At 49.3% G+C, this 22,485-nt stretch carries 20 protein-coding genes and 1 riboswitch; of the genes, 5 read left to right on the plus strand and 15 right to left on the minus strand.

All coding sequences use genetic code 11. The annotated features are described in order from the left end of the window. Positions 1 to 43: 43 nt before the first annotated feature. Both phnC and phnE read left to right on the plus strand, forming a co-directional pair. Positions 44 to 802 carry a phosphonate ABC transporter ATP-binding protein gene (gene phnC, locus DW826_RS08800; protein ID WP_117552530.1) on the plus strand — a complete coding sequence of 253 codons (759 nt, stop codon included), beginning with the start codon at positions 44 to 46 and terminating at the stop codon, positions 800 to 802. Positions 803 to 889: 87 nt separating this feature from the next. After that, positions 890 to 2,452 carry a phosphonate ABC transporter, permease protein PhnE gene (gene phnE, locus DW826_RS08805; protein ID WP_181968031.1) on the plus strand — a complete coding sequence of 521 codons (1,563 nt, stop codon included), beginning with the start codon at positions 890 to 892 and terminating at the stop codon, positions 2,450 to 2,452. Between the two features lie 194 nt (positions 2,453 to 2,646). Here phnE and DW826_RS08810 read toward each other — a convergent pair whose 3' ends face one another. From DW826_RS08810 to DW826_RS08885, 15 genes are all read right to left on the minus strand, one after another. Beyond that, positions 2,647 to 5,430: an S-layer homology domain-containing protein gene (locus DW826_RS08810; RefSeq protein ID WP_181968032.1), complete on the minus strand. Its 2,784-nt coding sequence runs from the start codon at positions 5,428 to 5,430 to the stop codon at positions 2,647 to 2,649. A 16-nt stretch (positions 5,431 to 5,446) separates the two neighbouring features. Then, a complete protein-coding gene (locus DW826_RS08815; protein WP_117552533.1) occupies positions 5,447 to 5,746 on the minus strand; it encodes a hypothetical protein in 300 nt (99 codons plus the stop codon). Between the two features lie 155 nt (positions 5,747 to 5,901). Next, complete coding sequence (locus DW826_RS08820; protein ID WP_117552534.1) at positions 5,902 to 6,525, minus strand: PrsW family glutamic-type intramembrane protease; 624 nt, start codon at positions 6,523 to 6,525, stop codon at positions 5,902 to 5,904. Next, positions 6,522 to 7,148, minus strand: a complete 627-nt coding sequence (locus DW826_RS08825; RefSeq protein WP_117552535.1) for a histidine kinase — start codon at positions 7,146 to 7,148, stop codon at positions 6,522 to 6,524. The genes DW826_RS08820 and DW826_RS08825 overlap by 4 nt, the downstream gene beginning before the upstream one ends. After that, positions 7,132 to 7,500 carry a DUF4179 domain-containing protein gene (locus DW826_RS08830; RefSeq protein WP_117552536.1) on the minus strand — a complete coding sequence of 123 codons (369 nt, stop codon included), beginning with the start codon at positions 7,498 to 7,500 and terminating at the stop codon, positions 7,132 to 7,134. Before DW826_RS08830 ends, DW826_RS08825 begins: the two co-directional genes overlap by 17 nt. Further along, on the minus strand, positions 7,490 to 8,035 hold the full coding sequence (locus DW826_RS08835; RefSeq protein ID WP_117552537.1) for a sigma-70 family RNA polymerase sigma factor: 546 nt from the start codon (positions 8,033 to 8,035) through the stop codon (positions 7,490 to 7,492). Before DW826_RS08835 ends, DW826_RS08830 begins: the two co-directional genes overlap by 11 nt. Before the next feature lie 67 nt (positions 8,036 to 8,102). Next, complete coding sequence (gene thiM, locus DW826_RS08840) at positions 8,103 to 8,924, minus strand: hydroxyethylthiazole kinase (RefSeq protein WP_117552538.1); 822 nt, start codon at positions 8,922 to 8,924, stop codon at positions 8,103 to 8,105. Between the two features lie 13 nt (positions 8,925 to 8,937). Next, entirely contained in the window at positions 8,938 to 9,456 is a 519-nt protein-coding gene (thiW, locus tag DW826_RS08845) for an energy coupling factor transporter S component ThiW (protein WP_015554054.1), read from the minus strand. 435 nt (positions 9,457 to 9,891) lie between these two features. Further along, positions 9,892 to 9,998: riboswitch (TPP riboswitch) on the minus strand. Positions 9,999 to 10,044: 46 nt separating this feature from the next. After that, a complete protein-coding gene (locus DW826_RS08850) occupies positions 10,045 to 11,304 on the minus strand; it encodes a DNA polymerase IV (protein WP_117552539.1) in 1,260 nt (419 codons plus the stop codon). 122 nt (positions 11,305 to 11,426) lie between these two features. Beyond that, positions 11,427 to 12,767: an MATE family efflux transporter gene (locus DW826_RS08855; RefSeq protein WP_117552540.1), complete on the minus strand. Its 1,341-nt coding sequence runs from the start codon at positions 12,765 to 12,767 to the stop codon at positions 11,427 to 11,429. A gap of 202 nt (positions 12,768 to 12,969) precedes the next feature. Further along, entirely contained in the window at positions 12,970 to 15,909 is a 2,940-nt protein-coding gene (locus DW826_RS08860) for a response regulator (protein ID WP_347472313.1), read from the minus strand. A gap of 47 nt (positions 15,910 to 15,956) precedes the next feature. Beyond that, positions 15,957 to 17,666 carry an extracellular solute-binding protein gene (locus DW826_RS08865; RefSeq protein ID WP_347472314.1) on the minus strand — a complete coding sequence of 570 codons (1,710 nt, stop codon included), beginning with the start codon at positions 17,664 to 17,666 and terminating at the stop codon, positions 15,957 to 15,959. Between the two features lie 580 nt (positions 17,667 to 18,246). After that, complete coding sequence (locus DW826_RS08875) at positions 18,247 to 18,660, minus strand: hypothetical protein (protein WP_002566031.1); 414 nt, start codon at positions 18,658 to 18,660, stop codon at positions 18,247 to 18,249. Between the two features lie 38 nt (positions 18,661 to 18,698). Next, positions 18,699 to 19,499 carry a helix-turn-helix transcriptional regulator gene (locus tag DW826_RS08880; protein WP_117552542.1) on the minus strand — a complete coding sequence of 267 codons (801 nt, stop codon included), beginning with the start codon at positions 19,497 to 19,499 and terminating at the stop codon, positions 18,699 to 18,701. A 41-nt stretch (positions 19,500 to 19,540) separates the two neighbouring features. After that, positions 19,541 to 19,984: a hypothetical protein gene (locus DW826_RS08885; RefSeq protein ID WP_117552543.1), complete on the minus strand. Its 444-nt coding sequence runs from the start codon at positions 19,982 to 19,984 to the stop codon at positions 19,541 to 19,543. Between the two features lie 380 nt (positions 19,985 to 20,364). Here DW826_RS08885 and DW826_RS08890 point away from each other — a divergent pair, with 380 nt between their 5' ends. From DW826_RS08890 to mobV, 3 genes are all read left to right on the plus strand, one after another. Further along, entirely contained in the window at positions 20,365 to 20,778 is a 414-nt protein-coding gene (locus DW826_RS08890; RefSeq protein ID WP_117552544.1) for a cysteine-rich VLP domain-containing protein, read from the plus strand. Positions 20,779 to 20,889: 111 nt separating this feature from the next. Further along, entirely contained in the window at positions 20,890 to 21,285 is a 396-nt protein-coding gene (locus DW826_RS08895; RefSeq protein ID WP_117552545.1) for a replication initiator protein A, read from the plus strand. 183 nt (positions 21,286 to 21,468) lie between these two features. Continuing rightward, a complete protein-coding gene (gene mobV / locus DW826_RS08900; RefSeq protein WP_117552546.1) occupies positions 21,469 to 22,413 on the plus strand; it encodes a MobV family relaxase in 945 nt (314 codons plus the stop codon). Positions 22,414 to 22,485 lie beyond the last annotated feature (72 nt).

A 22,485-nucleotide genomic window follows, 5' to 3' on the forward strand; every position in this document is an offset into this window, starting at 1 on the left:
TCCAGTTTTTTACTGAATCATTATTTGTAAGGCAGGTATCTTCATGGAAATCGTTCTTCAGAACGTCGGAAAACAATTTAAAAACGGGACCCGCGCCCTGGATCATGTGACGTTTACCGTCCCCCAGGGCGAGTTCGTCTCCGTGATCGGTCCGTCCGGAGCCGGAAAAACCACACTGTTCCGGATCTTAAACGGCATGGAGACGCCGGGGGACGGGGCTGTCCTTTTTGATGGCTGCAGCATAGCGTCCATGTCCGGAACCGCCAGAAAGAATGTGAAGAGATCCATCGGCACCATCTATCAGGATTTCTGTCTCGTGGAAAATTCCACCTGCCTTGCAAATGTGCTCACCGCCTGTCTGCCGGATATGGGATTTTTCCCCGCTGTGTTCGGAGTTTACGGGAAAGAGCGGCGGGCAGAAGCCCTGAAGTTTCTTGACCGCGTGGGACTCTCCGAGAAGTCGGAGGAACCGGTAAAAAATCTCTCCGGCGGGCAGAAACAGCGCGCCGCCATCGCGAGAGCCCTTATGCGTCATCCAAAGGTTCTCTTGGCCGACGAGCCCGCCGCGTCCCTGGACCCGGTCACCGGGCGGCAGATCCTGACACTTTTAAAGGAGATCCAGAAAAAGGACGGCGTCACGATTCTTATGAACAGCCATAACCTTGAATTCTCCCAGGAGTTTTCCGACCGGATCATCGGACTGAAGGATGGAAATGTGGTTTTTGATGGAACGCCATCGGAAATGAATGAGGAAATCCTGAGAAACATTTATATCAGTCTCGAAGACTCCCACCTGTCTTAGGTTATGAATAATAGAACTCTGCTATTTATGCGTTTATCCGTCCCAACGGATCCTTGCAGAGAAACATTTCAGAGGAGGAAGCAATCCATGTACAGAAACCGAAAAAAATATATAAAACCTGCCAGCTGGATCCTCTTCCTTCTCTGCTTTTACGCCGCCGCGTCCTTTACCGGATGCGATCCGGCTCTTTTTGTTTCAAGGAGCTCCCATCTTTCAGATCTGGCGGCCGACATGCTGCGGCCGGATCTCTCCTATTTTCCAAAGATCCTGCTACCGCTCTTTTACACGGTCCAGATGTCCGTGACCGGTACTGTGACCGGATCCGCTCTGGCGCTGATCGTTTCCCCTTTTGGCGCCGTATCCCTGCATTTTCCGTCATGGGCAAGGCGTTTTCTGCGTCTCCTGATCCAGGTACTCCGGTCTTTTCCGGCGCTGATCCTGGCACTCGCCGCAACCTTTCTCTTCGGACTCGGAACCTTCGCGGGAACCTTCGCCATCACGCTCTACACCTTTGCGATCATGACCAAGCTCACCTATGAGGATGCAGAACACGCGGACACCGCTCCGTATCAGGCCCTTATCTCTATGGGCTGCGCCCGTTTCCCGGCATTTATCCATGCGGTCCTGCCGGAAATTTTGCCCGCGTTTCTGACAAACGCCCTGTACCTCTTTGAGACGAATGTTCGGCACAGCTCCATTCTCGGATACGTTGGGGCAGGCGGGATCGGCCTGATCTTAAATGAAAAGATCTCCTGGCGGGAATTCCACAAGGTCGGAACGATCCTGCTGCTGCTCTTTCTCACCGTCTGTGTGATCGAGTCCGCGAACCGGTATTTTACGTCAATGATCCACAGCGGACAGATCACAGAACTTTTTTCAGGCAGCAAGGACCTGTCTAAAAAGCCCCGTATCTCTGGACGGATGATCCTTTTCGGTTTTGCAGTGCTCTTCCTCTTCTGCCTCGCGACACAGACTCCGCCGGATTTTTCAAGAACAAGTGCCGCGGCGTTAAAAAGTATGGCAGCCGGACTCACACATCCGGACTGGACCTTCTTTTTCTCCGCAGAGAAAGACGGGCTTGTCTACCTTCTCCTTGAAACCATCTGCATTGCCATTGTCGGAACAGCCATCGGTGCTTTTCTTGCCGCACCTCTCGCCTTTCTCAACACAAGACGCTTTGTCCCGGCACCGGCCGCTTTTTTCTTTAACCTGATTATCATGGCGATCCGGTCGATCCCGTTTCTGATCTATGGTCTGATCTTTATCCGGGTCTCCGGTCCCGGCGCCTTCACAGGTGTCCTGACGTTAGCAGTCTGCAGCATCGGACTTCTCACAAAGCGCTTCACTGAATGTCTGGAGGCCATCGATCCCGGCCCGTACCGGGCGCTCCTCGCCATGGGTGTCCACCCGGTTCCAGCCATCTGCCACAGCGTTCTCCCACAGATCGCCCCGGCGTTCTGCTCCGCCGTCCTATACCGCTTTGACGTCAATATCCGTGAGGCGTCTGTTCTCGGACTCGTGGGCGCAGGCGGGATCGGCGCACCGTTGATCTTCGCGATGAACCAGTACGACTGGAATAAGGCCGGTGCGATCCTTTTGGGACTGATTCTGCTTGTGTGGGGTGTGGATATTCTGTCTTCACGCAGATAAAATAAATCCCTGCTCATTCATCTCTTTTTAGGACTGTTTCCAGAAATTCCATTCTGCCCAAGAATGTACATTCTACGACTGACGTCCAGCATGAACTACATAGATTTTGTAAATAGTAAAAAGACCTTTTGACACAAAATAACCAACGATGTCAAAAGGTCTTTTATTCATTTTTGACCCGGACAAACAAGTCATCAGCCGCCTGTCCTCTTCACCCATTCTGTCGCGCCTGTCGACGCAGCAACAGGTTTCAGTCCCTGTTTTTCTACAAATTGGTGGAGCATCTCCGCAGTCTCAGCGCGGGTAATAGTGCCCTTCAGATCAGGAAGATCGATGCCGTCTGCCATGCCACTCTGTGTGGTATCATAACCCCTGAGCTGTGCGTAGCGATAAAAGATCGATGCAAGCTGTTCGCGCGTAACAGGATCATCCGGACCAAATTTCTTGCCGTCAAGGTCTCCCATAATGCCGTTTTGCTGTGCCCATGTTACCGCATCGTAAAACCCTACGGTACCGGGACCGTACTCCACATCGGTAAAGCGGTTCTTTCCCTCAACAGCAGGGCTGCCCGCCATACGGTAGAAAATCACCGCGATCTGAGCACGGGTGATATTGGTGTTCGGCGCAAATGTCACCGCACTGGTGCCTGACATCAATCCCTTTTCATAGACAAATATCACATCCTTATAAAACTGATCATTTCCATACACATCCGTAAATGGATTCGCCCCTGCGTTTGGATCGCTCTTTATCCACCCGGCGTAAACCGTCCTGTTTCCGATCATCCTGAGTTCTGTGATCCTCTGTGTCAATTCCTGATCGGAATACCAGCCGGTAAAATCATAGCCCTCACGGGTCGGAATATGATCGGAAAGGCTGACTGTCTTACCGTAGGTTCCCCCGATTGTACTTATGCCGCCGCCACCGTTCGCATGAAGGTTCAGAGTATAGCTGGTGGTATCGCCGCTGCTGCCGGAACTGCTGCTGTCCTTTTTCGGGGGCGTCGGGGTCGTTGGAATCGTCGGGATTGTCGGTGTCGTCGGTGTCGTCGGTGTCGTCGGGGTCGTCGGTGTCGTCGGGGTCGTCGGTGTCGTCGGGGTTGTCGGGGTCGTCGGGGACGCCGGATCCTTCGGTACCACCTGTCCTGCCGCAATTCTGATACCACAGCCCTTACAATAGGTGTCCCCCGTATAGCCATCCGCGCTGGCAGTGGCCTCAACTCTGCCGCGCACCTCGGTGCCGCCCGTGTGGTGATCTGGATTCAGCTCCCCATAAGCCGCGCCGCAGACAGAACACACCGCCTGGTCTTTGCAGGTGGCTGTTCCGCCGGAGTGATCTTCCCTGACATCCTCTGCCTCACAGTGGGAACATTTCTTCCAGTGCTGGATTTCATTATGCTGCTGCACATTGAAATCATGACTCAGCGCATCCATCGTTTCTGATTTTGTTGTGGAGCAGACTGTGCAGGTATAGGTTTTCTGACCTGCGGTTGTACAGGTAGGCTGTATTGTCACTTCGCCGCTATCCCACTTATGTGTTGATTCTTCACCGATGACATTACAGTTTGAGCATTTCTTCCAATGTTTGCCGGCATCGCTCTGCCATTCGCCCCATGCGTGAATACACACCGCAAGTCTCCAGCTGGCATAAAGCACCACATTCTCCGTAACAGGAAAGGTCTCTCCCGGGCATCCCGCTTTCTTTCCATCAGGATTGTCCAGCGCCCAGTGATCAAGGATCGCTGATTGATATGTAAAACCAGACTCCGGAAGAACATAATTCCCGGATATGCCTTCAACTGACTCCATATATCCCGGTGCTCCGTCTCCATCAAAAGAGACCGTGTAAGTTTCGCCCTTTACCTTCCATTTTTTCCATGCAGCTGCAAATTTGTCTTTATACGCGTCAGGAACATATATCGTCAGATTCTCAGGCCATGATTCATCGGGCAGATAAGGCAGATAAAATGCCAATGACAACTCTGCTTCATCCGGATCTTTCCAATGGGTGTGAACTTGCCCAAGTTGCGGGCATTTATGAAACGCGAAGGGCATCACCTTTTTGACACTATTTGGAATATCAATCTGCCTGAGGGTGTTACAGTCATAAAAAGCGGAACTCCCTATTGTTGTGACTGTTTTTGGAATTTGCACCTCACTGAGTCTTATGCATTTACTAAATGCATGTTGTCCAATCGTTGTCACTCCTTCCTCTATGACCACCTTGTCAATCTCAGACTTTTTGTCCTCCCAGGGACACCTTTTACCGGAACTAGTATTGTCGAAATCAGGCATTTCCCCTTTACCGGATATCGTAATGGTCTTATTGTCTCTGCTGATCGTCCATTTAATGTCTGTGCCGAGGATAGGATTCTGGATGTCAGGAAACGGTCCATACAGCACCGCGGCAACCTTCAGATAGCGAGCGATATCAAGTACGACCGAGTCCTCAACGGAAAGCTGTATCATTGCGTCCTCAACAGCCTTAAACTGAAGCCTTATCTCCTCGATGTTATCGTTATTGATATCCGTTACGTCCGGCAAAGCATCGATCATTTCCTGTGCGCGATAGATAGAAGAGACTTTCCGCGCATTGGACCGGGTTGCGATTGCTTTATTTTTCATAAGCGCTTTCGCTGTGATTGGATTTCTTTCGCTGTCATATTGACAATTTAATTCTTTCGTGATGCAGCCGCTTTCCTCACTGCATACATGGCGGCACTCGGTGGCCTCCACCGCGTCAGATGAGGTGGCTGCAGATCCCGTTATCTCCTTCTGCGGATAACATTCCGGCGTATGCTCATGGACACATTTTTCCATCCACGTATAACACTCCCGGGTATGTTCATGGCTGCCCGCTCCTTTTCTCATTTCTGCTGCCAATACAGGCACAGAAACTAAAGAAAGCATCGTACAGATGCAGAGCAGTGCCGCATAGATCCGTTCTCTTTGTTTCTTTTGTTTTTCTGGCTTTCTCATTGATTTTCCCCCATTTCTATGGTATCTGTTTCCTTTTTCTGAACTTGATATAGAAAGCAGTGAGCACAACTGCCGCGGTAAAGGAAATGACCGCTTCCAGCACATATCCGCCCACACCCTCATGCAGCAGGATCGCCCCGTACATTCCCGCGGCATCCATCGGCTGGCTCTGCACCGTCCCTACCGTTCCCAGAAGAGACAAAAACAGCAGAGCGCACAGTGCCGACAGACTGCGAATGCTTCGCCGCGCCTGTCGGCGGCGAGATTCCACTATCCGCTCTTTTGCCAGCGCAACACGCTTTTGTGTATCGTACATGCACACAAAACCTCCTTTCTGAACACTCAGCTTAAGGGTCTTTCACTTATATAGGTACAAAAATCCGGAAAAACTCTCACCCGGGAAGCAGATTTTTCAAAAAAAAATGAGAGCTGCGTAAAAACAGCTCCCAAAAATCACAAAATAAAGTTATATTACGGTGTCAGACGGCGGGCGATCAGCTTTCCCGCTGCCAAAATCACTACAGGCAGAACATAGGCAGCATACTGCACTGCGCCGCCATAAGCGATCAGCAGATTATAGAGCGCGTGAAACGTGATGGCTGCTCCCAGCAGACCGCAGGTTCCGGCAATCTTCAGCCAGGTCCGCTGCCACACATACGCGAGGCCTCCGCCTACAATGGCTCCGCAGATCACATGCATCGCTCCTGTTCCGATCCCCCGGAAAAAAATAAAGGAAAAATGTCCGGCTCCATTTTGGATCAGGTAGCAGATATTTTCAAAGGTGGCAAAGGAAAGAGCTGTGATCACAGCGGAGATTTTGATCTGTTCCGTCTTTGGCTCAAATATCAGAAGATAAAAGAGCAGAGGCAGAAGCTTCATGACTTCCTCCACCACCGGGGCGATCTCCGCAGTGGCGGCAAAGGTATCCGCACCATAAAGTGCAGCGAAAAAGGTATTGATATAAGCGGAAAGAAGACACGCCCCCATTCCTACAAGGCAGAACAGAAAGAATTTTGTCTGCCGTTTTCCCATGCACAGGGCGGCGATCAGTAACGGCGATGCCATACAGATAAAAACATTTTCAATATACGTCATTCCTGCACCGCCTTTCCCATTGCCGGCAGCAAAGCGAGCAAGCAGCCTGCCAGCAGAAGATCAAACCAGCAGTATGGGCTGAAAATGGAATCTCCCGGCCAGAAGCAGCCAGAAGTCCAGAGGGCATATTCTAATGTCACATAGCAAAGGACCCATATATGAAAATATTTCATACTATTTGCAGTTCCCCTCTGCCTTCTGGCATAGGCAAGTCCCCGGATAGAAAAACAGGAAACAATGATCATCATACCGCACCAGAGCAGATTGGAGAGGATATCTCCAAATGTGCAGTAAAACATGCACAGCGGAACACCGATCAGGACGGCACTTAAGGCCTTCCTGCACGGAAATCTCCGTTCTTCTTCCGAAGAAAGCGTGTATTGCAGCATAGAAAGGAAAATGACACTTGCTACCCAGCCGAACTCTGACACATAAAAGACCTGCGGCGTTTTGGAAAATAAGAGCAGATACAGCGTCCAGTAGAGGGATCCAAGGAAGAAACAGCCATAAAAACAGGTCAGCAGGAAATACTCCTGTTTCCGGCTTTTCAGATACCGGATACCGCCCAGGAAAAAGCCTAACAGGGTAACCGCGGCTTGCAAGAGGTTACTGATGACTTCCATCTGTATTTTCCCCCTTTTGCTCCCCTGTCTGTTCTTCTTCGTTCAGTCTACGGATGCGGAAACATAACACCGTCACGCACACGCCGAGAACAAAAGCGAGCAGTCCGACCACGATATATCCAAGTGCGGTGCTGCCGCCTAACATCGTCGCCGCTGTTTCCAAGCCAGAAGAAGTTCCCATCTCAATCCGGCTGACAGTATCAGGCATGGAAAGGGAAACACCTACGATCACCGCAAGACATGCGGCCACGCAGCAAACTGCTGCAGCCCATTCTCTCCGCAGTCTTTTTTTGTATTCTTTTTCCGCAATACGACGTTTTACTTCCGCGATCCGTTCCTCATTACTTCGCATTGGTAATTCCCTCCCGCTCCAGTAATCCACGCAGACGCGCTTTTCCCCGGTATACCATATTGGTGATCTGCTTCTCACTTTTTCCCATGACCTCAGCGGCCTGCCGATAGCTCATTCCCTCAAAATAGGTCAGATAAAGAGCTTCCCGGTAATCCGTCTTCAGCTCATCCATACAGATATGCAGGATCTGATCCCGTTCCTTTGTCCGAATGACCTCTTCCACCAACGTCTTTCCATCCGGCTCTTCCGTCAGGTCATCAAGGCTGAAGAAAAGCCGATGTCTGCTTTTATGGCGCAGAGCCATGTGCCGCGCTGCTTTATACAGATAAGCCTTAAGACCGCCGTCCTGGATGCGTGGCTTTTTTGTGAACAGATAGGAAAAGACTTCGATCATCAGGTCCTCCGCTTCGTGGACATCATGCAGATAGCCATTGATGTATAAGGTCAGCGGGTTACCGTATTTTCTCATTAAAGCCTCAAGTCCTGCTTCATCGCCGCGCAGATACTGTCTGTAAAGTTCTTCATCAATGACCATGCTGTTCATTTCCTTCTGTCTGAAATACTATACACAGTATATGTGGGCATCGGCATAATTTCAAGTCCTATTTTACTTCAAACTTCGCCCCGTGCTCCAGCTCATCCCCGTCCATATGATAGATCGCGTCGATAATATAATTCCGGTATGTTGCGTTCCCGTCCTGCGATGTCAGCCGTTCATGGGCGATCTCCCCTGCGAGTCCCATGGCACAGACTGCCGCTGCTGCCGCCTCAAGCGGATGCTCCTGATTTGCAGTCACAAATGCTGCTGTAAGAGCAGAAAGCTGGCAGCCGGTTCCCGTGATGGAGGACATCATCGGATGGCCATTGTAGATGCAGTACGCTTTTTTTGCGTCCGCCACGAGATCAATAGCGCCTGTGACCGCGATCACAGCTCCTGTCCTCTCTGCGAATTTCTTCACGAATGCCACCGCCTCATCAAGGTTATCTTCGGTTACACGGTCTGCGATATCCGCATCCACGCCCTTTGTGGTCCCTGTTCCCACCGCAAGTGTCTTGATCTCAGAGATATTTCCGCGGATCACGGCGAATTTTACCGCTTTTAAAAGTTCGTTGGCCGTCGATGTCCGGAGTGTCGATGCCCCGACGCCCACCGGATCCAGCACTGCCGGGTGTCCCAGCTCATTGGCCCGCGCTCCCGCAATCTTCATAGACTCGATGGTACGGCTGTTCAGCGTACCGATATTGATATTGAGGCCTGCGCAGATCGTCTGGATCTCCGCGACCTCCTCCTTGTCGTCCGCCATGATCGGGGAAGCCCCGCAGGCCAGAACCATATTTGCGCAGTCATTGACCGTCACATAGTTCGTAATATTGTGGATCAGCGGGCTCTTCTCCCGCACCTGATCAAACATCTGTTTTAACATGCTTCTCTCTCCTCTACTGTCCCATTGCTTCCTGCATCCCTGCAAGGATATTGGCTTTCTTTAAGCTATAGATCAGCACACCGCTGATCACGGCACCTCCGGCAGTTGAAACAAGGAACGGGATCACATATGCGTAAAATGCCAGACCTGCCGCGCTCTTTCCCATAAGGAAGACCGCTACCGGATAGGCCGTGAGTCCGCCAAGAACAGAGGTTCCAAATACCTCACCGATCAGTGTCGCCGGAATATTCTGTGTCTTCTGATACACAAGCCCGCAGATCAGCGCGCCGAACATACTGCCCGGGAATGCCATCAGGCTTCCAAGTCCCAGAAGATTCCGGATCAGCGCCGCCGCGAATGCCGCGCCCAGTCCGTATCCCGGTCCTAAGAGGACTGCACAGAGAATATTCACCATATGCTGTACCGGGGAACACTTGCTCCCGAATACCGGGAATGAAAATAAGCTTCCTGCCACTGCGACTGCACAGAAAACAGCTGCCACCGCTAATTTTTTCGTATTTGTCTGTTTCATGTTTTATTCCGCGTGACCGTTCCTTTCTTCGGACCGTCACACATTCCTCCTTTGAAAATTTTCCGCAGCCGCAAAGCTTCCCTTGCGGCCGTATTTTTAGGAAACGGCTGTACGACAACAGCGCTTCCACAGGTGAAGTACCATGTACTCCACATAAAAATGTACAGTTCCCCTTTCCGGATCACTGTATGGAAGGCGGTCGATGCTTACTGGCATCCTCTCACGCCGGAACACGGCTTCCCATCGCTGATCTCATACAAAGCCCAGGGCGCTCCCCCTCGGCCCGCCGCCTGCTGGCGGATCCCGTTTTCTCCTTTCAAAGTATGGTTTTGTTACTGTTTTTTCTGCCACCTGTTTCGGAAACACAATGATCCCAAATTTTTTAAATCAGATGACATAAAAACAGGAGACACCCATCACGGCATGTCCCCTGTAAAAATTCATATCATGACTTCCTACGGCGGCATTATCCGCATCAGGTTAAAGGGTCGAAGTTTGAGCACTTCCTCTCAGCCCGCCAACGAGCTCCCCTGTTTTTTGTAAGACTTATTATAGCGCATCTTTGAAAATTTGCAAGTAAAGAATTTTCTATTTTTCTTTTTCCTTCTTTATCCGCACATCCTGATCCATCTGCGCTTTCGCCTTTCTCGCAACCTTCCCGGCCGTACTCATCGTACTGCCCCGGACGATCATTCCATTCCCAAAACGCCTGCGGATATCGTCGAACGCCTCATCTGCTTTCTTCTGTTTTTCCCGCTCCTTGGGATTCTCAAACAGGGAGATCTGTCTGAAATCATCCGTTGTAAGATCCGTCAGCGCCATTCCGATCAGCCGCAAAGGCTCACACTTCCAACATTCATATAACAGCTTTTTCACCTGCGCAAAGATCTCCTCCGTCACATCCGTGGGATCCTCAAACGCCCTCTGATGTGATCTTGTCTTAAAATCCAGTGTCCGATAAGTCACCGCCACACAGCTGCACTTTTTCCCGTCCCTGCGCATCCTTGCAGCCACCACATCACACTGGGCAAGCAGAAGCGCCAGTGCCTGCTCATACGTCACAAGATCCTCTTCCACGGTCGTCTCCGCGCTGTAGCCCTTCGCTTCCTCCCGCTCCGCACGAACCGGGGAATCGTCGATGCCGTTGGCATACCGATAAAGCTGATGCCCGGTCTTTTCTCCCAGGATCCGCTTGATCTCCGCCTCTCCGCTCCGCGCCATATCGCCGATGGTCTTAATTCCTTCCTGTAAGAGTCTTTGCTCCGATGCCTTTCCAAGGAACAGAAGATCCCGCACCGGAAGTGGCCACAGCTTTTCCGGGATCTCAGCCGGAAACAATGTATGTACCTTATCCGGTTTTTCAAAATCCGATGCCATCTTCGCCAACAGCTTATTCGTTCCGATCCCGACATTCACCGTAAAGCCCAGCTCATCCCGGATCTTATCCTTGATCTCGTGGGCCACCGCCACCGGATCCGGATAGATCAGATGGGTACCGGTCATATCGAGAAACACCTCGTCGATCGAAAACGATTCCATCGCAGGCGCATAGGATGCGCAGATTTCCTTAAACGCCCGGGAACACCTCTGATACAGCGCAAAATCACCCGGTACGCACACGAGATCCGGACATTTCCGCAACGCCAGAGCCACAGGTTCCCCTGTCGTCACCCCATATTTTTTCGCCGGGATCGATTTTGCCACAACGATGCTGCGCCTTAGCTTCGGATCCCCACCGATACAGGACGGGATCTCCCGAAGATCCGGCAGCCCCTCCTTTACGCGCTTCGCCGCCTCCCAGGAGAGGAAGGCGCTGTTCACATCCACATGAAATATCAACCGTTCCATACTGTTTTCCTCATACCAGAGCTTTCTGAGACTTCCGTCTCCTCATTCGGTCAGGCACTGCAAAGGAAACCTTTCTATATCATGCCTCATCATGCCTCAGCTCATCCTGCCGCACTGCCTGCTCACACGCTTTTTTCTCTCATGATCCAGAAAAACGTGCACGTAAATATAATTCCCTTTACGATCGACGTGGACGTAAGCGCCCACCAGATTCCGTCAAGCCCCATGATACCGCTAAGAACGATGGCAAGCGGTATTCTGGCACTCGTGAGCACAATACTGATCACGCTGCAGAGTCTCGTTCTTCCGAGTCCCGACAGTGCTCCGATCGTCGTCAGCTCCACGCACATAAATGCCTCGCTGAATCCAATGATCACGAGATAGCCCACAGCTGTCGCAACCGCCTTCGGCTCATGGAAGAAGATATCCGCGATCGCATTTGGGAAACAGATAAATACGGCGGAGACCAGCACTCCCCAGATTCCGACCGTCCACAGGGATACCTGATATCCTTTCCGGACGCGTTCTCTCTCCCCGGCCCCATAGTTCTGGGCCACAAACGCGTTTAACGCAGCTGCAAAGCCATCAGCCGTATTCCAGGAGATCGATTCGATCTGACCGCCAACTCTCTGCGTTGCCACTGCCTCCGCACCGTATCCGGACACCATTCGCGTCAGGATCATGGAAATCCCGCAGTACGCCATGCCCTGGAGCGCGGTTGGAATTCCGATCCTGCAGATTCCCCTTAAAAATTCAACAGGGATCTTCGCAAAGAGCCGGGTTCCTTTTAACACATTCTCCTTCTTCCGCGCAATGATCCCAAGAATCATGATACTCATCACGATCGCCTGAGCTGTCACCGTAGCGATCGCTGCCCCGGTCACACCAAGTCTCGGAAATGGTCCCGGTCCGAGGATCAGGACCGGATCCAGGATCATGTTTGTCACAAGTCCGATAAGATTTGCCATAAACGGCGTTTTTGAGTCTCCCTGAGCCGTATAGAGTCCCGTGAGTGTCAATGTCAAAAATGAAAATACGATCAGTCCGCAGGCGATCTTTGTGTAAGCCAGCGCTGCCGCCTGGGCCTCCGCATCTTCAAGTCTGAAAAATCCCACCATCTGATTGACAAATATGAGACAGAGGACCGCATACGCGATTCCCATTGCCGCTGAAAGCTGCACTGCAGCCTGAGCAAATCCGTGGGCTTTTTCCCGGTCCCCTCGCCCGATACATTGTGCCACCTGAACCTGTCCGCCCATTCTCGCCATGGACGCCAGCCCCTGCGAAAGCCAGGTAAACATTCCCCCGACGCCGACTCCCGCTACTGCCTTTGATCCCAGAAGACCGATCCATGCCATGTCCGTAATGTTGTAAAGCGTCCCCAGAAATGCCGATGCCATGATCGGGATAGCGAGCTTCACCAGGGTCTTCATGATAGGTCCCTTTGTTAAATTTCCTTCCATACCCCAAATTCCTCATATATTTTTTTGATTGTCCAGTATTTCTATTATAGCTGATTTCTTCTACGATGCAAACATATCTTTTCCTTGTTTACATTCTACCATATCTCTCAATGTACAGCAAACGCTAGTTCTGTATCTTGATAAAAATTTTGGCACACCTGACTCATCAAAGTAACGAGAACGCGGTGTGCCATTTTTCCCTTTATATATGTGTTTTTTCTGATACTACGGACGCCTGATTCAGATTCTTCTGCAACATGGCAATCAATTCCTCAATAACTATTGGCTTGGATAAGAATCCATCCATGCCGCATTCCAGCGCTTTCTTTCTGTCTTCATCAAACGCATTTGCAGTCATGGCAAGAATTGTAATCCCCGCCAGTGCCGGATTATCCAGAGCACGGATCGCCTTAGTGGCTTCATATCCATTCATTACCGGCATCTGTACATCCATCAGCACCAGATGATAATCGCCCGGCTTCGAATTCTTAACCTTCTCCACTGTTTCTGCCCCATTTTCTGCAGTATCAACCAGGAAGCCATATTCATTAAGAAGCTCCACCGCAATTTCACTGTTCAGTTCATTGTCTTCCGCAAGCAGTATACATTTTCCTCTGAAATCTGAGCCTGCCGTCGGAAGAATTGACTTCTCCGGCTCGTCCTGGCTCTGACCGATAACAGTCATCAAAGTCTCTCTGATATCTGACATAAACAGAGGTTTCGCGCAGAATGCAGTTACCCCTGCTTCTCTGGCTTCCACTTCAATATCTGACCAATCATAAGCCGTCAGGATAATGATCGGCGTATCATCTCCAAGACTACGGATCTGTCTGGTAACCTCAATGCCATTCATATCCGGCAGCCGCCAGTCGATAATATAAGCATGGAATGCATCCCCAAGCTCCATAGACTGCCGTGCACGGAGGACGGCCTCCTTACCGGAAAGTGTCCATTCTGAACGCATTCCAACCTTCACCAGCATCTTTGTCACACTGTCACAGGTATTAAAATCGTCGTCTGCAACCAATGCCTTAAGACCTTCCAGCTCTGCAATCTTCTCTATACGGTGATTCCCGGACTGGATCCGGAATGGCAGACGAACAATAAATTCGGTGCCTTTCCCCTGTTCGGTCTGAACCTCAATGGTGCCGCCCATCATATCCACGATATTCTTGGTAATGGCCATGCCAAGTCCTGTGCCCTGAGTCCTGCTCACAGTGGAAGTCCGCTCCCGCTCAAAAGGAGAAAAGAGCTTCTGTACAAATTCCTGGCTCATGCCGATTCCATTATCCTTTACCCGGATCTCGTACAGTTCACTGCCTCTTTGGAGTCCCGGGAACTGTTTCAGCCGGACAGAAACCGTTCCGCCTGCAGGAGTAAACTTGATCGCATTAGACAAAAGATTCAGCAGCACCTGATTTAAACGTGTCCTGTCACAATAGACATCCTCATTGGTAATATCCATTGCATCCATATAAAGATCCAGCTGTTTCGCATGGACCTGCCCGCTGATAATGGTCTTCAGATCATGAAGCACATCCGACAGACTGACCTCCGTTTCTTCCAGATGGAGCTTTCCGCTCTCGATCCGGCTCATATCCAGGATATCATTGATCAGTGAAAGCAGATGGTTACTGGAAGAAAGGATCTTACCCAGATAATCCCGAACCCTGTTTTTGTCATCAATATTGCTTACAGCCAGTGTAGTAAAGCCGATGATCGCATTCATTGGTGTCCGGATATCGTGAGACATGTTGGAAAGGAACGTACTCTTTGCCCTATTTGCAGTCTCCGCCGCACGTACTGCCTCAGAAAATGCGCGGTTCATTTTCCTGTCCGAGGTACGGTCCGACATAACCAGGATATATTTCTTTTTCCCATTTACCTCACTGCCCATTGCAATATTATGGAACCAGCGTTTTTCCCCCGTTTTCTGATGAACATATTCAAAATCCCATTCTTTTTGTTCATGAACCTGGATTTTCTCCAGATAATTTTTCTCCGGATCTTCATTCTCCCCTGAATGCAGTTTCCCAAGAATCCTAATATCATTACGGATCTGTTCTACTGTAATTCCCAGCAGCTTTTCCACATTCGGGCTGACGTAATCTGCCTGATATGTTTTTGCATCCAGCATCAGGAAAACATCATTCACATTCATTGACAGCTTTTGAAACAGCTCGTCCCTGTACAGGATCTGCGTATCCTTTTTCCTGAGGCTTGTCCTGTTTTTTTGGATGATAAGGCTGATAAAAAATGCGGCAATACAGAATACAACCACACTTACAAGAAGCATCGTACTGCGCTGCAGACTGTTCATACTGGCATTGACGATCTCCGCCTGTACAAGTCCCAGAAATATCCAGTCCTGGATATCTGATTTTTCATAAACCAGATAATAGTTCCTTCCATCCAGATTCAGCAGCATCGCATCTGCATGGCCGGAACTGAACTTATCCGAAAGTTCAAGGATCTCTTTTTCAGACATACTGGAATGCTCTCTCAGAATGCCGAAGAAATTATACACATTCCCCCATGACTCAGAAGAATGATCGACTACAACACGGCCATCCGGATGAACAACAAAACTCTGGGCATTTCCATTAAATGCAGAAATATTCAGCACATCTACGATATCAGAGTTTTCATAAGCAATGGCAATTGCATCATATTCAAATCCCTGATAAGTTCCGTGAGCCTTAGGTGTGGCAAAAACAAGCATCTGGGGTCTTCCGGGAACTGCGGCGTTCGCAATAACATCATTTCCCTGCCGGATGTCCTCTTCAATATTTTCCTGTAATCCAAGGTATCCGGTTTCCCCTGTCACCATCTTATAGTTTCCGTCGGCTGACAGAAAAAAGAAATCCAAAAATCCGGCATCTTCCTGCGCTTTCTTTATATGATCACGAATTTCATCTTCGCTGTAGGTATTCTGCAGATTCTCACCCCACATATGAAGATATGTCAGATTCTTATTTGTCAACTCCCTCAGCATATTATCAGACTGATGAAAGACCTCCGTCAGATGGGAAACACTTTCCTCATAAACAATTTTCGACACAAAATCAAAATATCGAAAACCCATCAAAACAATTCCCAATAAAACAACTGTAAAGACAGCTATCCGTAATCGTTTTCTCATAACAGTTTTTTCTCTGCCTTTATTATGATCCTTAATATCCATTCTTCTCACCTCAGGGTCATGTAGTCTTCAGGCTCTGCAAGAACGGCATTGCCATCTGAAACATATCCTGTCCAGGCGTATTTCACAGTGGTATCTCCTCCATCAAACACAGGATTCTCATCTGTGGGATAAGCCTCCATATGTTTTGGTATCGCCAGGCAGGTTACCGTGAAGGTATCATTATCCTGAACTTTTTTTCCATCCTTTGTAACTTTGCTCAATGTGTAGCCACTATCGTTTTCTTTGACTTCCACAGAAATGCCGCTGAGCACAGGCAGAGAGCCCCGGTTAAACGGAATAAATCCGCCCTCATAGCCTTCAACAAAGTTTTTGACTGTCTCTTTCAGTTCGGCTCCGCTCATCTTGCTGCTGTAAGCCGAAAGATCGTTTGGCATGATCATTTCACCCGCCATTTTTCCAGTATAACCAGCCTTCAATACGTTTCCCGTAAAGCTGTTTCCGGTTGCGATCAGCACATCCGTCCCATAGATGCCACGCAGAGTGTTTGCCATAACAGAATATGCCGCATTGCCCCCATTGCTATGAAAGCGGTTGGAATAGGATTTCTGTGAATCCAGAACGATATCCCCAGAAGCAGATTCTTCCTCAAGAAGCTGGGCATTAAATGACTGATAAGCCTGCCCTGCATTGTATTCTCCTGAGATCATCTTAGACACCACATCCTTGGAAACAGAGAAAAAGTCATTTGACGCAATGCGGATATACATATGGTTTTCCTCGATCACAGGTTTCACATCTTTCAGATATTCCGTAAGCTTGAGATCCACATCCTGGCTGTAGCTTAACAGATCCTGTCCATCATAAATGATCCGGTTCTGTGCATCCTCCGACAGCATTGTGTTCAGCACCTTCATTGCTTTCTTTCGACGTGTCTCATCCTGTGTCAGATCGCGGTTTAAAGCCACCTGGAAATATGGCGTAGTCATAATCCACTTTTCACCGTTCTCCTGAAAGAATGGAAGAAATGTTGTGTTTATGCCCTGATCCTGAAACATTTTTACACCGGAAGAGCTGCCAAAGTACATGGAAAGCTTGCCACTTTGATACATCTCAACTATATCATCATAACTCAGATTCAGATCATCCTGACTCAGCCCTGTATCCTGAATAAACTGTTCCATACGTTCAAAAGCCTCCGGCCAGACGGTATCGTCCAGACCTTCTCTCTTTGTACTTTCCGGGTCACTGTAGGTCGTCCGCCACTTGCGTCCGTCTACAGAAGACAGCTCTGAAGCAGACAATCCCTGCAGTGTTTCCATACAGGTATAATCATAATGATAGTCTGCAGTAAACCCACGGATCCCCACTTTGTCAAATGCCTCGCAAGCAGAGACAAAGCTTTCATAGTCTGTCGGCAACGGGATATCATATTTTTCAAAAAGGTCTTTGTTCACTATAAAGCCATGGGCATCTGCACACACCGGAAGCCAGTTTACGCTTCCATCCTCGTTCATAAAATTGCTGAGGTATGTATCATAGACAGCACCTGCCTCATTGGTTGTGGAAAGGTCCATCAGACTGTCTTTCAACGGACTTGCATCATGCAGTGAAAAACGACAGCAGGTGATAATATCCGGCAATCCACCGTTTTCCTTAAGAAACCTGTAGAAATCCAGATCATTATTCCCTACTACAAATTCAACATTGATATCCGGAAGCTGTTCCTGGATGTATGGTGCATATTTTTCATACAGGTTAGGTCAGTTTACAAGGAACTACACGCAGACTGTGAAACGGGCTGCTGACAACAAACGGCGGTATGCTCCCGGAAAGGGCAGCATACCGCCGTTTGTTGTCTGGGGTTTCCAAAGGGGTTCCCCCTTTGGCACACGACTTTGCTTGCAAAGTGTAGTGTGTTATACGCTCTGTCGGCGTTGCCGTGAAAATACCGTTGCCGCCGGGGAGGGCAATGGCATTTGAAGCGGCAGGAAAACGGGGCTGTGATTGCGTGGCGTGGAGCCACAAGCGCAGGGCTGGTTTCATCAGCAGACAGGGCGTATATGAATGCCCCCGTCCCTCGTCCTACGCCGAACTATGGGACAAAGTGTCCCAGACGGATAGCCACACTTACGAAAAAACAGACGGATTTTTCTCTCAAAATTGAAATGGGCGGGAAGCCATTTTAGGGCTTTCCCGCCTTGATTGCCCATCAGCAAAGACGGGCGATACTGTCAACGGCGGCGCATTTGTGCGCCGTTCATCTTGACCGTTGACTGGCTCGGCTGGCTTTGCTATTTTCCCGGTAAGTGAGAATGGGAATAGGTATGTATCATATTATTTTATCATAATTCCATCTGGCAAAATAATATCGCCATCATCTCCACTCACATCAAAAAATCCAACCTTGTGTTTTTGAGCTAAACTACGCATAAGTTCATACGCCTCGTCTGCCACCGACCAAGAAAACGCAGCGTAAATTACATTATACCCAATACTGTAATCAACCATATGCAACTCCAAATTTTCATCGTCATCAAGAGCATCGTCATTCGGTGCATATTCCCCATTCATGGGCGGGAATTTTTCTTTCATTTCCATAAACCAGTTTTGTAAAGCCGGAGAAGAAACACTAATCGTTTGGTAATCATGTTCTTCCTCCCATTCCATTTGCTTTTCATACCATGCCATAAACTCTTTTTTTGTGGTAGGTGCTTTTGTTCTCTCAAAAACCATCAAATCATAACTCATATTGATAACTCCTTTCAGATTTCTTGTTTATCGCTCTCTTATTTTCTCCCCCGCTGTGGGTTCGGATTTTTCAGCAAGTCCGACTTCTGCGCAATCCTTTTCAGCCACTTTCTTTCTTCTTCCGACAGCTTCCCGTAGTTCAGCTTGAGCCGCTTGCAGATAAACGCCAGCGACGCTTGCTCCGGGTCGCTACCCTCTTTGGCGGTTTCCTCGGCGGTCTGCAAAAAATCTTCCAGTGGGTTATCCTCCGGGACGCTGAAAAAATCGTCCTTATGTGTTTCCCGCAGGTCGAGGGCTATCTTGTTTATGTCCTGCTGTATCACATAGCGGCAAAAGCTGTCATCGTCAATATGGGCGGTGACAAGCTGCCGTAACTGCGGGTCAGTCAGGCCGGGATTGTGCTGCTTCATAATCGTTGCGCTCATAATATCCACAATGGCATTTGCGCTCTGTATCTGCTTGACTGCCGTTCCGTTCACATAGATTTCAAGGTCAGCCATGAGCCGGGGGAAATCCGGGTGTACCGCCAGCTCACACAAGAGGGAAGTATCCACCCGCCCACTTTTCAATAGTTCAATCATATCATCACTCAAGCGCAGGTCTGCAAGATCGGCGTTTGGGTGATTTTTTGTTTTAGAGCGTCCCAGCAGGTAATCAACGGTCACGTCGTAAAACTTCGCCAGCTGGATAAGGGCATGGTGGCTGATGTCTTTGAGATTGTCTCCCTCATAACTGCCTAAAGCAGATTTGGAAAGGTGAGTTTCCTCCGCAAGCTGTTCCAGCGTCAGCCCACGCTCCACACGCAGGTCTTTCAATCGTTCTTGTATGGAAAGTTCCATGCTCTCCCTCCTTGTCTGCTTGATAAACTGAAAGTTGTAGATTAGTCCCACACGATTTCCAAACAATTAAAGTTTTCTGGAATTGGTGGTACACACGAATAAATATTTAATTCAGATGCCTTTATTGTAATTACTCCGTCAGAGCATAGCCATTCGCAATTTACTAATTTTTCTAATTCCGTAGGCAAAATGGTTGTGCAAATCACGATTGAATCTCCTGCAAGAACTAATTCTTCTGCCCCATTGTTTTCTACGATTTCTGTATCATCGTGCAGAGCAACACGCACCCACGCTATGTTAGGCATTAACTCAATCTTTTGTAGCATATCCCATATTTCAGAAAGAGTCGGTCGCCCAAATTCCCGTTGGTTCGGAGCAATGGAGTCCTCTTCTGTATTTCCATTGAAAAATTCATCGAGCGTTAGTAATGGAAAACGTTCTTCATTTTCTTCCAATATTTTTTTGAATGTACCCAACTCTATCATAATCACAATTCTCCTTTCAAATTTCGATTTCCTGTTCCGTCATTTTTATTGTATCACAATTCCGAGAGCATGGAAATAGGCAGTTTTTTTGGCGGATTTCCTACCTTTCGGATATACGGGACGGGCGGTCATTTAGGTGTAGACTTAGGATAGTTCATCGATGAGCTGCACCTTGAAAACCAAATGACCGTCCGAAAAGGAATACCCCGGCAGGGGAAGCACCGCAAGGAGCCAACTTCTGGACACTTTGCCCAGAGGTCACTTCGGGACAACTTGTCCCGAAGCTGTGGGGAGCGTGCCAACGCCGGAACACGCCGCAGAAATGGGGCAGGAAGCCTTTTCGGGGAGAGCGGCAACGGAAAGCAAAATGGAGGAAACACATGAGAGAGAACCCATATAAACGACTGCCGCCCATAGAGCGCAAGCAGGACAGTTCCCTTTACCGCATGACACCGGCACAGAGGAAACAGGCAAACGCCCTGATCCGCCGGGAGTGCTGTTGCTGTGAGGACGGCAACTGCATTGTCCTTGACGATGGGGACACCTGCACCTGCCCGCAGACGGTTTCTTTCTCGGTCTGCTGTAAGTGGTTCCGCTGGGCGGTTTTGCCGCTGGACGGGACGCTGGAAGCGGAGATTTTCCGGGATAAAGACTTGAAACGCTGTGCGGTCTGCGGCAGAGTGTTCGTCCCCAAATCCAACCGGGCAAAATACTGCCCCGGCTGTGCCGCCAGAGTTCACAGGCGGCAGAAAACAGAAAGTGAACGGAAAAGGAGGTCTGCTGTGGACAGTTAGGAGTGAAAAAAGCCTTGATTTATCAGGCTTTGCAAGCCCCAAAACGGGGCAGGTGGTATAAAGTATCGCCCGCCCCGGAAAACGGGCTTCTAACTGTCCACAAAACACACTATGACAAACACGATTTATATTCATCAACCGGAGAAATCGGTCAGCTTCACCCGGCTCCCGAATTTTCTCTTTGAAGCCCCCACATTCAAACCCCTGTCCAACGAAGCAAAGGTACTGTATGCCTTTATCCTGCGCCGAACAGACCTGTCCCGGAAAAACGGCTGGGCAGATGAATACGGGCGCATTTACCTCTACTATCCCATCAACGAGGTGGTAGAGCTACTCCACTGCGGACGGCAGAAAGCGGTCAACACCCTGCGGGAGCTGCAATACGCCGGACTGGTGGAAATCCAGAAGCAGGGCTGTGGAAAACCCAACCGTATTTACCCAAAATCCTACGAAGCGGTTCCAAACACCGACTTCAAGAAATCCGGTTATGGAACGCCGGAGGACTGAAAACCGCACCCCACAAGTACGATAATCAATCCTCTTGAAGTACGAAAATCGGACGGTATATAGAAATACAGAGATAAAAATATTGATTTATATTCTATCCATTCCCTTCCTATCCGAGATATTTTCTGCGGGATTTTCCTGTGGAAAAGTCCCGGAAAGGAACGGAATGGGGAAAGGAGCAGAATGGCACAACACGCAATTTTGCGGTTTGAGAAACACAAGGGCAACCCGGCAAAGCCGCTGGAAGCCCATCACGAACGGCAGAAAGAGCAATACGCCAGCAACCCCGACATTGACACCAGCCGGAGCAAATACAACTTCCATATCGTCAAGCCGGAGGGCAGGTACTATCATTTTATTCAAAACCGTATCGAACAGGTCGGTTGCCGTACAAGGAAAGACAGCACCCGGTTTGTCGATACGCTCATTACCGCCAGCCCAGAGTTTTTTAAGAAGAAGTCGCCAAAGGAGATACAAGCGTTTTTCCAGAGGGCGGCAGACTTCCTCATCGGGCGGGTAGGCAGGGAAAATATCGTGTCAGCCGTGGTACACATGGACGAGAAAACACCCCACCTGCATTTGGTCTTTGTCCCTCTGACAGAGGACAACCGCTTGTGTGCAAAGGAGATTATCGGGAACAGAGCCAACCTCACAAAATGGCAGGACGATTTTCACGCTTATATGGTGGAGAAATATCCCGACTTGGAGCGTGGGGAAAGTGCCAGCAAGACAGGCAGGAAGCATATCCCCACCCGTCTGTTCAAGCAGGCGGTCAATCTCTCCAAACAGGCAAGAGCCATTGAAGCCACGCTTGACGATATTACCCCGTTCAACGCCGGAAAGAAGAAAGAGGAAGCCCTCTCCCTGCTGAAAAAGTGGTTTCCGCAGATGGAGAACTTCTCCGGCCAGCTCAAAAAATACAAGGTCACAATCAATGACCTGTTAGCGGAAAACGAAAAGCTGGAAGCAAGGGCAAAAGCCAGTGAAAAAGGCAAGATGAAAGATACGATGGAACGGGCAAAGCTGAAAAGCGAACTGGACAATTTACAGCGGCTGGTTGACCGTATCCCGCCGGATATACTGGCGGAACTGAAACGGCAGAAGCGGCAGCATGGAAAGGAAAGGTGATTTTATAAGTACCACTATCAGATACAAAAAGGATGAAGTGCTATACTAACGTTGTAACAGTAGTGGCTAATA

The sequence above is a fragment of the Clostridium sp. AM34-11AC genome (assembly GCF_003435375.1).
Taxonomy (GTDB): domain Bacteria; phylum Bacillota; class Clostridia; order Lachnospirales; family Lachnospiraceae; genus Pilosibacter; species Pilosibacter fragilis.